We start from the raw sequence: 11,938 nt of genomic DNA, 5'->3' as shown, positions 1-11,938 counted from the left end.
AATCAGCCGATCGCGTCCTTGATCGGGTCGATGCCGAAGTAGACGGCGAAGAGGATCGCCACCAGGTACATCAGCGGGTGGATCTTCCGCCAGTTGCCGGTACCCAGCTGGAGGACGACGAAGGCGACGAAGCCGATGCCGATACCGTTGGCGATGGAGTAGCTGAACGGCATCATGACGATCGTGAGGAAGGCCGGCAGACCGACCGCCAGGTTGCCGAAGTCGATGTCCTTGATCTGGGCCATCATCATCGCACCGACGATGACGAGCACCGGCGCGGCGGCCTCGATCGGCACGACCTCGTAGAGCGGGGTGAGGAACATCGCGGCGAGGAAGATCACGCCGGTGACGACATTCGCCAGACCGGTGCGGGCACCGTCGCCGATACCGGCGGCGGAGTCGACGAAGACCGTGTTGGAGGACGCCGAGGCACCGCCACCGACGACCGCGCCGGCGCCCTCGACGATCAGGGCGGTGCGCATGTTCGGCAGGACGCCCTTCTCGTTCGCCAGTCCGGCCTGCTTGCCGAGACCGGTCATGGTGCCCATGGCGTCGAAGAAGTTGGACAGCACCAGGGTGAAGATGAGGAGGCAGGCGGAGAGGAAGCCGATGCGGGTGAATGCGCCGAAGAGGTCGAACTCACCGAGCAGGCCGAGATCCGGCATACCGCCGAAGGAGTCCGGGATGTCCGGGGTGGCCATGTGCCAGCCGGTGGACTCCGGGTTGTCGTCGCCGGCGATGGCCTGGACGATGACGGCGAAGACGGTGGTGGTGACGATGCCGATGAACAGGCCGCCGCGGACCTTACGGGCTGCGAGGATGCCACAGGTGACCAGGCCGACGACGAAGACCACGCCGGACCAGCTGACGATGGAACCGCCGACGCCGAAGCTCACCGGGACGGTCGTGTTCATGTCGTCGGTGTTGCGGGTGACGAAGCCGGAGTCGACGACGCCGACGAAGGCGATGAACAGGCCGATACCGACGGTGATCGCCGACTTCAGGGACGCCGGGATGGCGTTGAAGACAGCTTCACGAAAGCCGGAGACGGCCAGGATCACGATGATGATGCCGTCGATGACGACCAGACCCATGGCCTCCGGCCAGGTCAGCCCCTCGGTGGAGACGAAGGTGACCGCGACCAGGGTGTTGATGCCCAGACCGGCGGCGATGCCGAAGGGGTACTTGGCGAACACACCGAAGGCGATGGTCATCACGCCGGCGGCGAAGGCGGTGACCGCAGCGACGGCGGAGACACCGAGTTCGGCACCCGTGTGGTCGGCGACGGTGCCGATGATCAGCGGGTTCAGCAGGATGATGTAGGCCATCGCGAAGAAGGTGACCACACCACCGCGGACCTCGGTACCGACGGTGGACCCGCGTTCGGTGATGTGGAAGAAGCGGTCGAGGAACGACCCCTCCTTCGCGTCCGTCGACCCGTCGGGTTCAGTCGTTGTTGCCATTGGGGGGAAACCAGCTTTCAAGCTCAGGAATACGTCAGACGTCCCAGTTTCTCCCCTGCCCGCACAGGTCGCAAGCGGAACCGGGTTTTCCGCAACCGGGTTTTCCGCTCAGTGGTGCGTCAGCAACGCGTCAGAAGCGCTCGGGCCCGCCGTCGTCCCAGGCGCTGTGGGACGCCGCCCCCTCGCCCTCGTCGCGGGGAGTGTCCGAGTGCGCACCGCAGCCGTAGTCGGCGGCCACGACCCGACCGTCGGCGGAATACTCGTTGGAGCACACCCCGACCTCAGTCCGGCGTCGACGCTGCAGCGGCAGCCAGAACGCACAGGACGCGCAGGTCCGCTCCGCCCGGCGCGCGAACTCGGAGTCCGGGCCGGTGTCGCCGGTGGTCCAGCGGCGGACCGCGGCGTCCCACCCGGCGTGCGAGAGAGTGCGCATGGTGCCGGGGTTGCGGCGTACCCCGTCGTCGTCGACGAGATCGTCCTCGTCGACGACCCGGGGGTCATCCACCTTCAGCGGCAGCTGGTCGCCGGGCTGCAGGTCACCGGGACGCACCCGGTCCTCGTAGGGCACCCAGGCGGGAGCGGACAGCGCCCGGTCACCGGCATGGAGGGCGACCTCGTTGACGGTGACGTAGTCCGCCCCCGGCGGGCAGGCGACGACGGCGATCCACTCCCAGCCCCGGTAACCGCGCTCCTTGCAGGCGAACCGGTGGACGGCGGTCTCCGGGCTCGTCGACGAACCTCCGAGGTGCTCGCCGACACCGTCCGGACCGGCGACATCGAGGACGGCCTCCCGGGCGGTGCTGATCCCCTGCGCCGACAACAGGACACCGCGTCCCCGTCGCGTCCGGTCGTGCGACGGCCGTCCCTGATGTCCTCGACTACTCACAGCACCCATTATGGCAGCATGGTCCCCATGGCCCTGTACCCGTCCAGTTCACGCCCCTCTTTGCGTCACGGCGTGCGGCTCATGTCCGTGCTCCTGAGTGTTCCCCCGCTCGTACTCTCCAGCTGCGACTCCGGTTCCGGCGGCGGAGACTCGGACGGCTCGGGCGGCACCGGGGACGTGGCATCCCTCAGCGCGGAGGTTGTCGCGGAGTACCCCTCGGACCCGACGTCCTTCACCCAGGGGCTCGAGGTCATGCCGGAAGGCGACCTGCTGGTCTCCACCGGCAAGGAGGGGCAGTCCCGTATCTACCGGACGCCGAGGACCGACGCCTCCCATGACGCGGCGACCGTGTCCGCCGACCTCGACCCGCAGTACTTCGGTGAGGGCTCCACCCGCCACGGTGACGACATATGGCAGCTGACCTGGAAACACGGTGTAGCCGTGAAGCGGGACGCCGCCACGCTCGAGCAGACCGACGAGGCGTCCTACACGGGGGAAGGTTGGGGACTGTGCTCCAACGGTGAGCGTCTGGCCATGTCCGACGGCTCGGACAAGCTGACCTTCCGCGACCCGTCGACATTCGCGGTGACCGGCGAGGTGTCGGTCGCCCTCGACGGCGATGCGGTCGGCCAGCTCAATGAACTGGACTGCTCCGACGGCGACATCTGGGCGAATGTCTGGTACGACGACCGCATCCTGCGGATCAACCCGGCCACCGGTGAGGTCAACGGCGTCCTCGACACGTCCGACCTGGATCTTCCCGCCCGGGAGAAGGACGGGGCGGACGTCCTCAACGGCATCGCGAAGGTGCCCGGCACCACCGACCACTTCCTCATCACCGGCAAGCTGTGGGACACCGTCTACGAGGTGACCGTGAAGTGAACACCGACCGGCCGGGCCGGACGCACCGGCTCACCGCGAAGGTCTACGGCATGCTCGGTGCCGACGGGGCCCGCGAATCAGGGCTGACGGCACTGATGTACGCCACCATCGCAAACTTCGCGGTGGACGCCGTGCTCGCCGTCTCCCTGGCCGGAACACTCTTCTTCTCGGCGACGACCGGAGAGTCCAAGGGCTCGGTCGCCGCCTACCTGCTGGTGACGATCGCCCCCTTCGCGGTCCTGGCCCCGGTGATCGGTCCGTTGCTCGACAGGATCCGGACCGGACGCCGCGTCGCGATGTCACTGACCTTCGCCGCCCGGGTGATCCTCGCCGCAGTGCTGCTGCAGAACTTCGACTCATGGCTGCTGTACCCGGCGGCACTCGGGATGCTGGTGCTGTCGAAATCCTACGGGGTGCTGAAATCCTCGGTGACACCGCGACTCGCCCCGGAGAACCTCGACCTGGTGCGGGCGAATGCGCGGCTGATGATCACCGGGCACATCGGCGGATCGATGATGGTCGGCGCTGCGGCGGCGGCCGTGGCCTTCGTCTTCTCCCCCAAGGAGGCACTGTGGCTGCTGCTGTTGTGCGCGCTGGTCGGCATCTACCTCTGCGGCCTCATCCCGTCGACCGCGGAGAGCAGTGGTGACGAGATCTTCGCCGACCCCTTCGCCCCGACCGATGACCTCGGTCCGGCAATGGGTGCGCCGGATGTGGAGGAGGCTCCGACTGTCGTGGCACCCATTGCGTCCTCTGCGTCCTCGTCGTTGATCGGACGGTGGCGACGGTCGATGTCCGTGCGTTTCCCCGACGCCACCCGGACCGCGATGTGGGGCACCGCGATGCAGCGGCTCGGCACCGGGTTCATGACGATCTACGTCGCTTTCGTGGCGAAGTCCTCCCACACCCTCTCAGGCGCCGAACAGCTGGCGTTGCTCGGTGTCGTCGGCGCGGCCGGCGGTGTGGGCACCTTCCTGGGCAATGCGGTCGGCTCCCGGGTGAAGTTCTCCCGGCCACGGTTCACCGTCATCATGCTGGCCGTCGTCTCGCTGGCCTCCGTGGTCGTCGCAGCCGTGGTCGACGGTGTGCCCACTGCGGCGGTGGCGACGCTTCTGCTCTCGCTGGGGTCTGCGATCTCGAAGTCCTGTCTCGACGCGACGATCCAGTCGGGGCTGAACCCGTCGGCCCAGGCGTCCGCATTCGGACTGTCCGAGACGACGCTGCAGCTGTCGTGGGTGCTCGGCGGGACGCTGGGCCTGCTGCTGCCGACCGAGCTCACTGTCGGTATGGCCGTCCTGGCCGCCACCGGTACAGTGTTCTTCGTCAATGTGATCCTTGCGTCCCGTGGTCTCGGTGTGGGTTCCCTCATCGGCCGGGCGCGGTCACGGTCCTGACCCCGCCGAGCGAAAGCAGGTCCCTATGCCGGACGAGTCCACTGAGTCCGCCGAGTCTTCCAAGGCCCCGAGACTCACCAAGAAGCAGCGGCGCAAGGCCGCCCAGCGCAAGCAGCTCCTCATGTTCCTGGGGGTCATCGTGCTGGTGGCCGCGGTGGCCGGGGCAGTGCTGGGCATCCAGAAGTACATGGACTCCCGGGACGGCACCAAGCCGGCCGACCTGCGGGTCACCGCCGTGTCCGCCGACGGCGGGGAGACGGAGCTGGCACCGTGGTCCATCTGGGCAGACGGCGACGAGCGGACCAACGACGAGGATCCCTCGACCCTCGACATCCCGGCTGACGGTGAGATCACCCTCAAACTGCCTTCCGACGTGTACGACCACGACTGGACGCTGCTACAGGTCTACGACGATGAGGGGGCGAACTCCAGCAGCAGCTACGCCGCCAATGAGGCGAAGGAGGTCACCATCGAGGGGTCGTCGAGCCTGACCGACGACGACGGCAACCATCCCCGCCTCATCGGCGTCGAGATCCAGAGCGTCCTCATCGACGACTCCGGTGACGAGGAAGAGCCCGTCGTCGCCGTCTGGTCCATCGCGCCGAAGAAGTGACGTCAGCGGGGGCCGGTCGGGGCCGCAGGTCAGGAGTCGAGTTCGCGGGCGATGGTCCGCAGGATCTCGGCGACCTGGTGGCCCTCCTTACGTCCCGGCCGCCTGCCGGACTCCAGGACCGGCTGGACCCGGTTCTCCAGCAGGGAGACCGTGTCCTGCACCAGCCCGTGCAGCTTCTCCGGGGTGTACTTGTGGGCGGCACGCCGCGGCCCCTGGTCCAGCACCGTCACACGAAGGGCCTCAGGGGCCTTGCCCCGCAGGCCGGTGGCCACGTCATACTCGACCCGCTGGCCGGGGACGAGTTCCGTGACGCCCTCCGGGAGCGCAGAGCGCCCCACGTGGACGTCGTCATAGCCGGGGTTAGACACGAATCCGAAGCCCTTGTCGGCGTCGAACCACTTCACCTTGCCGGTCGGCATGTGTCCTCCATACTCTCTGTTCCGTTCCGCCACCGGGTCTCGACAGCGGAAGAGACGACATTACCCCACTATCAACAGTCACAGCAGTCACCGCAGTCCCAGCATCGACTCGGTGTGACGAACGCCACAGTCCGGACCCGTGCCAAAAAATCACAATACGGTAACAATTTGGGCACGAAACGATAACGAACGCGCTGACCAGCACCTTTACCGAATCACGGCTGGATGACAGCTGAGGAACGCTCCGGTCACGACGATGCCGGAAACCCCGCGTCCTGCCCGAAAATCACGGCATTTCAGCCCAAGAGCGTGACTAAACCGTGACCAATCCGTTACGCTGTCCAACGAACCGAGCGGGGACGTCCCCGCTTGCACTATCCACAGAGACATCAACGGACTCCGCAGGGCAGCGTCAGACCTCACAGGAACGACCACCCTGCACCGGAAGGAACGAACCGCATCATGGGACGCCACAACACCCGCACCCGACTGACCTCCACCAAGCGCCTCGCCGTCGCCGGCATCGCCGTCGCCGGCATGGGCGCCGCTCTGGCCCCGGCCGCCACCGCCGCCCCCGACTCCGACTGGGACGCCCTGGCACAGTGTGAGTCCGGCGGAGACTGGTCCATCAACACCGGCAACGGCTTCCACGGTGGTCTCCAGTTCTCCCCGAGCACCTGGAGCGGCTACGGCGGAGGAGAGTTCGCCCCCTACGCCTACCAGGCCTCCCGCGAAGAGCAGATCGTCGTCGGCGAGCGCGTCCTCGCCGGCCAGGGCTGGGGCGCATGGCCCTCCTGCTCCTCCCAGCTCGGACTGAGCTCCGCCCCGACCGAGCGCAGCGCCCCGGCCGCCGCCCCGGCCTCCCAGAACCAGGTCCAGCAGCTCAACGCCGCCGATGACGTCCTCGCCATCGACGCCGTCTGGAAGCAGCTCAACGACGAGGCCGCCGCCCGCGGTGTCGCCGTGCCGCAGGAGGTCACCGACGCCTACAACGCGAACCGCAACGACCTGAACGACCAGTACAGCGCTGCCCTCGACGGCTTCAACGCCGCCGCCACCGCCCTGAAGTTCTAGAACTACCACCGGGGTCTCCCCCGGGCGGTCGCATGTGCGGAATGCACAGACGCCCCACGGAACATCACTGTTCCGTGGGGCGTCTTCTGCGTCTCCGGCGAAGTGTCTGCGCACCGGAGAGCACGCGGGCGCACGGAAGCACCCGGCGTACGGGGTGCTTCCGGGGAGGTTCTACTCCGCGCCGTTGATCACGGTGAACGGGTGCACGTAGTGCAGGGTCTCGGCGGGGACCGGAAACTCCAGGTCACCGTAGGGGCTCAGTGCGCCGGCATCGGCGGCATGGAGTTCGGTGACGGCGTGATGTCCCTCGGGGACATCCTGCGGCCAGCCCGGATCAACGAAGTGCTTCTTCTCAACATCAGCCATGTCACCCATCATTCCACACCTGACCGGCACGGCAGTACCTGACGCCCGAACAACGTGCCGCGTCCACCCCCGTGGGAGGTACGGGTAAAATTGTCCGGACCATGCCCGACAACACACCGTTCCCGTCCTACGGTGACTGGCTCACCGCCCATGACGACGCCACCCTCGTGGACCTGCTGTGGCGTATGCGCGCCATCCACGGCCGGACCTTCACCGCCGATGTCGCCGCACTGCGTCAGCTCGACGCCCGGTCCCTGGCCGTCCTCCACGGACTGGCCCGTGCCGGTGCCGCCCATCATCCGGTGGACGCCTCCTCCCTCTCCGACGCCCTGACTTCCCTCTTCGACGAGGCGGGGACGCCGGCTACCGGCCGCCCCACCACCGCGGAGATCCCGGAGGTGCTGCGGTCCCTGGCGCACCGCGGACTGGCCTACGGCCCCGGCCTGCACATCGACAACGCCCCCACCGGCGACGACGGGCCGGACCCCTTCCCCGTCGCGATCCCCGGCGACCTGCAGGGCTTCTTCACCGGTACCACCGACCTGCCCTGGGCACTGGTCGACGGCTACCGCTGCCCCGTCCCCACCGTGGATCTCCCCGACGTCCTCGCCGAACTCCCCGACCGGCAGCGCCGACTGCTCGACACCCTCGCCACCGCCGGCGGGATCGGACATTCGGCGTCCCTCGACGACCCGGAGCGTCCGCTGGCCCGGATGATCGCCGCCGGCCTGCTCGACCGGGTGGACGCCGAGACGGCGCGCCTGTCACCGCGGGTCGGCGCCGTCATTGCCTGCCGGGTGACCCCGGATCCCGGTGGTGACTTCACCACGCCCGAACCGGTCCCGGTCACCGACCGGGCCGACGGGGCGGGCGTCGCCCGGGCGGTGGAGACACTGCGGCAGGTCACCGAACTGCTCACCGTGCTCGGCACTGCACCGCTGCGTCCGCTGGGCGGCGGCGGGGTCGGTGTCCGTGAGATCACCCGTGTCGCCAAGGCCACGGAGACCACCACCGACGAGGTCACCGGGACGCTGCTGCTGTGCCGCCACGCCGACCTCATCGGTCCCGGCCTGCCCGTCCCCGCCCCTGAGGTCGACACCGCCGGGCCCGACGGGGAGGTGTGGGGGGTCACCGACCGCGGTGCGGAGTTCCTGGCCGCGGGAATGGCCCGGCGGTGGGCACTGCTGCTGTCCGGCTGGTCGACGAGTCCGCACTCCCCGTGGGAGATGGCGGAGACCGGCACCCACCTGCTCCAGGACAGTCTCGACCACCCGACCACTGCCGCGCTGCGCGAACTCACCGTTGAACTGGTGACCGTGCTGGGCCCCACGCAGGATGCACCAGACGATGCGCACGATGCCGCCGTCCAGCTGTGGCGGCTGCGCCCCTCCCTGGCTGCCAAGACCCCGACCCAGGCGGTGGCCGGCGTCCTCGCCGAAGCCGAGGCCCTGGGGCTGCGCGCCGACGGGCAGTCCACCAGCGCGGCGGTCGCCCTGGCGTCCGACGCCCCGGCAGATGCCCTGACCACCGCGCTGACCGGCGTGCTGCCCGCCCCGGTGAGCATGCTGATCATCCAGGCCGACATGACCGTCCTCGCCCCCGGTCTGCTGGCACCCGACGACGAGGCGATGCTGCGCGCGATCGCCGATGTGGAGTCCACCGGAATGGCGAGCGTGTGGCGGATCTCCCCCGAATCCCTCAAGCGCGCCGCGGCGGCCGGTGAGACCGCTGACCGGGTCCGCGGCTTCCTCGCCGGCATGGCCCCGGAGATCCCCCAGGGCCTCGACTACCTCATCAACGACGCCTTCCGGTCCAGCGGCGCGATGACGGCGGGCACGGCGTCCACCATCCTCACCGCCCCCGACGAGGCGACGCTGACCTCGGCCCTGACCATGCTGGCGTCTCTGTCCGACGGGGAGGTCCGCGATGCCGCCCTGCGCCGCATCGCGCCGACCGTGGCGGTCAGCCGCACGCAGCTCTCCCGCGTGGTCAGCCTGCTGGAGGACGCCGGGGTCCGCGTCGGAGTCGACGGGGACGCCGCCGCCACGACCCATGGTCCGGTCCTGTCCCTCGTGCCCGACCCGCGGCGTCCCTCCGTCTCTCGTGAGGAAGTCGAGGACCAGCTCGCCGGGACCGTGGAAGGGCTGCGCCGCACCCGGCAGGCCGTCTCCGACGCCGAGGACCCGGAGGGCACAGACCTGCCTGACGTGGAGACGGTGCGCGACCCGCACCAGATCATGGCCACGTTGCGCTCCGCCTACGACCGCGGGACGCGGGTGGAGATCAGCTACGTTAACGCCGACGGGTCGGCGGTGCAGGAATGGATCTCGGTGGTGACGATGAGCCCGGTGTCTATCGTGGGCGTCACCGAGTCTGACGGGGTCTCACTGCGGATCCAGCCGCACCGCATCGCCTGGGTCGCCGCACCGGTGTGACGAACCGGTCTAGAATGGACCGGTTCACCACACCCCGCCCATGAGGAGTCCGCAGTGCCCATCGGTGACGGACCACTGATCGTCCAGTCCGACAAGACCGTCCTGCTCGAGATCGACCACCCGGCCGCAGCCGAGGCGCGTATCGCCCTGGCGCCGTTCGCCGAGCTGGAGCGTGCCCCCGAGCACGTCCACACCTACCGCATCACCCCGCTGGCACTGTGGAACGCCCGCGCCGCAGGGCACGACGCCGAGCAGGTCGTCCACGTCCTGGAGACCTACTCGCGGTTCCCCGTGCCGCAGCCCCTGCTCGTCGACATCGCCGAGACGATGGACCGCTACGGGCGGCTGACCCTGGCGACCTCCCCGGTCCACGGCCTGGTCCTGGAATCCTCGGACGCCGCCGTGCTCGCCGAGATCCAGCGGCACAAGAAGATCCGGCCGATGCTCGGCGAGCAGATCGACGCGGACACGGTGATCGTCCACCCCTCCGAGCGCGGCCGGATCAAGCAGGAACTCATCAAGGTCGGGTGGCCGGCCGAGGACCTGGCCGGCTACGTCGATGGTGAGGCGCACCCCATCGAGCTGTCCACCGAGCACGAGCAGTGGGAGCTGCGCGACTACCAGGAGATGGCGGCGGAATCCTTCTGGTCCGGCGGCTCCGGTGTGGTCGTGCTGCCCTGTGGCGCCGGCAAGACGATGGTCGGTGCCGCGGCGATGGCGAAGTCGAAGACGACCACGCTGATCCTCGTCACCAACACCGTCGCAGGACGCCAGTGGCGCGATGAGCTCATCCGCCGCACGAGCCTGACCGAGGACGAGATCGGCGAGTACTCCGGTGAGCGCAAGGAGATCCGCCCGGTCACCATCGCCACCTACCAGGTCGTCACCCGCAAGACGAAGGGCGTCTTCCGCGCCCTCGAACTCTTCGACTCCCGCGACTGGGGCCTCATCATCTACGACGAGGTGCACCTGCTGCCCGCGCCGGTGTTCCGGATGACCAGTGACCTGCAGTCACGGCGTCGGCTGGGCCTCACCGCCACACTGGTGCGCGAGGACGGCCGGGAGGACGACGTCTTCAGCCTCATCGGCCCGAAGCGCTACGACGCGCCCTGGAAGGACATCGAGGCGCAGGGCTTCATCGCCCCGGCCGACTGCACCGAGGTGCGTGTCCAGCTCGGCGACAACGACCGGATGATCTACGCCACCGCCGAGCAGAACGAGAAGTACCGGCTGGCTGCGTGTTCGCCGGTGAAGACCGATGTGGTGCGGAAGATCCTGGCCAAACACGCCGGCGAGCCGGCACTGGTCATCGGTGCCTACATCGACCAGCTCGAGGAGCTCGGCGAGGAGCTGGATGCCCCGGTCATCGACGGCAGGACGCCGAACAAGCGCCGCGAGGAGCTGTTCGACGCCTTCCGCGCCGGTGAACTGAGCGTCCTCGTCGTGTCGAAGGTCGCGAACTTCTCCATCGACCTGCCGGGAGCGTCCGTGGCCATCCAGATCTCCGGCACCTTCGGATCCCGGCAGGAGGAGGCTCAGCGACTGGGCCGCATCCTGCGTCCGAAGCCGGACGGGTCGGCGGCGTATTTCTACTCCGTGGTCACCCGTGACACACTGGACGCCGACTACGCCGCCCACCGCCAGCGCTTCCTCGCGGAGCAGGGGTATGGCTACCGCATCATCGATTCGATCGACCTGTAGAGGTCACGAGGTTCAGAGGGTTATTCCAGTGACCGAGTTCAACTTCACCGTGGACGAGACGTTCGCCCGCACCCACAACGAGTTCTTCCGGGACGCGAAGCGGTTCCAGTGGTCCGCGGCGATCCTCGGGGTCCTGTTCCTGGTGGCGACCGTGATCCTGGTCCTCATCGGGTCGGGACTGACCGTCGTCATCGGCATCGCCACCGGCATCATGGCCCTGCTGTGCTTCGTCATGGTGCCGGTGATGCCGAAGCAGCTGGGTACCCCGCAGTCCTACTACGACAACTACGACCTGGTGCCGACGGTCGTGGCGAAGGTCAACCCGCGCGATGTCGTCCTGCTGTCACTGGTGGACACCGCCGTGCCCGGCTCCGGTGAGCCGGCCACTCCTGCCCTGGCGGTGCGGACCGTGACCTCGGTGCCGGGGATCCGGCGCATCGTCGGCGAGAAGGTGCCGTCGATGGCGGTCACCGGGATGCGGACGACCCGTAACCGGAACCACTGGGAGGAGATCTCCCCGATGCCGGTGGCCTGGGGGACGAAGGACCGTGCGGTCATCGCCTCGGCGGAGAAGGCTGTCTCCGACCGCCAGTGGAAGAAGCTCGAGGGCCTGGTCGGACGCGTCGACGAGGTCTCGGCCTCGAAGCGCCGGATGATCGAGCTGTAGTCCCCCAGCCACCCGTGGTTCCATCCACATTCCTACGG

General features: G+C 68.5%; 11 protein-coding genes. 7 read left to right on the top strand and 4 right to left on the bottom strand.

The window, feature by feature from the left end; translation table 11 throughout:
- Positions 1-2: 2 nt before the first annotated feature.
- Together CVA01_RS13765 and CVA01_RS13760 are read right to left on the bottom strand one after the other, a co-directional pair.
- The gene (locus CVA01_RS13765) at positions 3-1,463 is read right to left on the bottom strand and encodes an NCS2 family permease (RefSeq protein ID WP_073884112.1); all 1,461 of its coding nucleotides are present in this window, start codon (positions 1,461-1,463) and stop codon (positions 3-5) included.
- 130 nt (positions 1,464-1,593) lie between these two features.
- Positions 1,594-2,349 (bottom strand): DUF3027 domain-containing protein, encoded by a 756-nt coding sequence (locus CVA01_RS13760; protein WP_244938319.1) that lies wholly within the window; start codon positions 2,347-2,349, stop codon positions 1,594-1,596.
- An 81-nt stretch (positions 2,350-2,430) separates the two neighbouring features.
- On the opposite strand from CVA01_RS13760, the gene CVA01_RS13755 reads away from it, so the two are divergent.
- The 3 genes from CVA01_RS13755 to CVA01_RS13745 are packed head-to-tail and all read left to right on the top strand — an operon-like array spanning position 2,431 to position 5,238.
- Positions 2,431-3,231 (top strand): glutaminyl-peptide cyclotransferase, encoded by an 801-nt coding sequence (locus tag CVA01_RS13755; RefSeq protein WP_244938318.1) that lies wholly within the window; start codon positions 2,431-2,433, stop codon positions 3,229-3,231.
- Positions 3,228-4,625 (top strand): MFS transporter, encoded by a 1,398-nt coding sequence (locus CVA01_RS13750; RefSeq protein ID WP_244938317.1) that lies wholly within the window; start codon positions 3,228-3,230, stop codon positions 4,623-4,625. Before CVA01_RS13755 ends, CVA01_RS13750 begins: the two co-directional genes overlap by 4 nt.
- 25 nt (positions 4,626-4,650) lie before the next feature.
- On the top strand, positions 4,651-5,238 hold the full coding sequence (locus CVA01_RS13745; protein WP_141331525.1) for a DUF2771 domain-containing protein: 588 nt from the start codon (positions 4,651-4,653) through the stop codon (positions 5,236-5,238).
- A gap of 29 nt (positions 5,239-5,267) precedes the next feature.
- On the opposite strand, the gene CVA01_RS13740 is transcribed toward CVA01_RS13745, so the two are convergent.
- Complete coding sequence (locus tag CVA01_RS13740) at positions 5,268-5,657, bottom strand: cold-shock protein (RefSeq protein WP_073884108.1); 390 nt, start codon at positions 5,655-5,657, stop codon at positions 5,268-5,270.
- A 462-nt stretch (positions 5,658-6,119) separates the two neighbouring features.
- On the opposite strand from CVA01_RS13740, the gene CVA01_RS13735 reads away from it, so the two are divergent.
- Positions 6,120-6,731, top strand: a complete 612-nt coding sequence (locus CVA01_RS13735) for a resuscitation-promoting factor Rpf1 domain-containing protein (RefSeq protein ID WP_073884107.1) — start codon at positions 6,120-6,122, stop codon at positions 6,729-6,731.
- Between the two features lie 171 nt (positions 6,732-6,902).
- Here CVA01_RS13735 and CVA01_RS13730 read toward each other — a convergent pair whose 3' ends face one another.
- Positions 6,903-7,097, bottom strand: a complete 195-nt coding sequence (locus CVA01_RS13730) for a hypothetical protein (RefSeq protein WP_041630407.1) — start codon at positions 7,095-7,097, stop codon at positions 6,903-6,905.
- Between the two features lie 101 nt (positions 7,098-7,198).
- Between CVA01_RS13730 and CVA01_RS13725 the strand changes: the two genes are divergently transcribed.
- From CVA01_RS13725 to CVA01_RS13715, 3 genes are read left to right on the top strand one after another with little or no spacing between them, the layout of a single operon-like run.
- A complete protein-coding gene (locus tag CVA01_RS13725) occupies positions 7,199-9,532 on the top strand; it encodes a helicase-associated domain-containing protein (protein WP_141331523.1) in 2,334 nt (777 codons plus the stop codon).
- Positions 9,533-9,586: 54 nt separating this feature from the next.
- Positions 9,587-11,233, top strand: a complete 1,647-nt coding sequence (locus CVA01_RS13720) for a DNA repair helicase XPB (RefSeq protein WP_082796468.1) — start codon at positions 9,587-9,589, stop codon at positions 11,231-11,233.
- Between the two features lie 28 nt (positions 11,234-11,261).
- Positions 11,262-11,900 carry a DUF3239 domain-containing protein gene (locus CVA01_RS13715; protein ID WP_073884105.1) on the top strand — a complete coding sequence of 213 codons (639 nt, stop codon included), beginning with the start codon at positions 11,262-11,264 and terminating at the stop codon, positions 11,898-11,900.
- The last annotated feature ends 38 nt before the right edge of the window (positions 11,901-11,938 follow it).

It is taken from the genome of Corynebacterium variabile (genome assembly GCF_006539825.1).
GTDB classification, from domain to species: Bacteria; Actinomycetota; Actinomycetes; order Mycobacteriales; family Mycobacteriaceae; genus Corynebacterium; species Corynebacterium variabile.
This window is presented reverse-complemented; position numbering and strand designations above follow the sequence as displayed.

Coding starts and splice junctions, on each gene's coding strand:
- CVA01_RS13765 (WP_073884112.1), bottom strand. CDS start 1,463: ATGGCAACAACGACTGAACCCGACGGGTCGACGGACGCGAAGGAGGGG.
- CVA01_RS13755 (WP_244938318.1), top strand. CDS start 2,431: ATGTCCGTGCTCCTGAGTGTTCCCCCGCTCGTACTCTCCAGCTGCGAC.
- CVA01_RS13745 (WP_141331525.1), top strand. CDS start 4,651: ATGCCGGACGAGTCCACTGAGTCCGCCGAGTCTTCCAAGGCCCCGAGA.
- CVA01_RS13740 (WP_073884108.1), bottom strand. CDS start 5,657: ATGCCGACCGGCAAGGTGAAGTGGTTCGACGCCGACAAGGGCTTCGGA.
- CVA01_RS13735 (WP_073884107.1), top strand. CDS start 6,120: ATGGGACGCCACAACACCCGCACCCGACTGACCTCCACCAAGCGCCTC.
- CVA01_RS13730 (WP_041630407.1), bottom strand. CDS start 7,097: ATGGCTGATGTTGAGAAGAAGCACTTCGTTGATCCGGGCTGGCCGCAG.
- CVA01_RS13725 (WP_141331523.1), top strand. CDS start 7,199: ATGCCCGACAACACACCGTTCCCGTCCTACGGTGACTGGCTCACCGCC.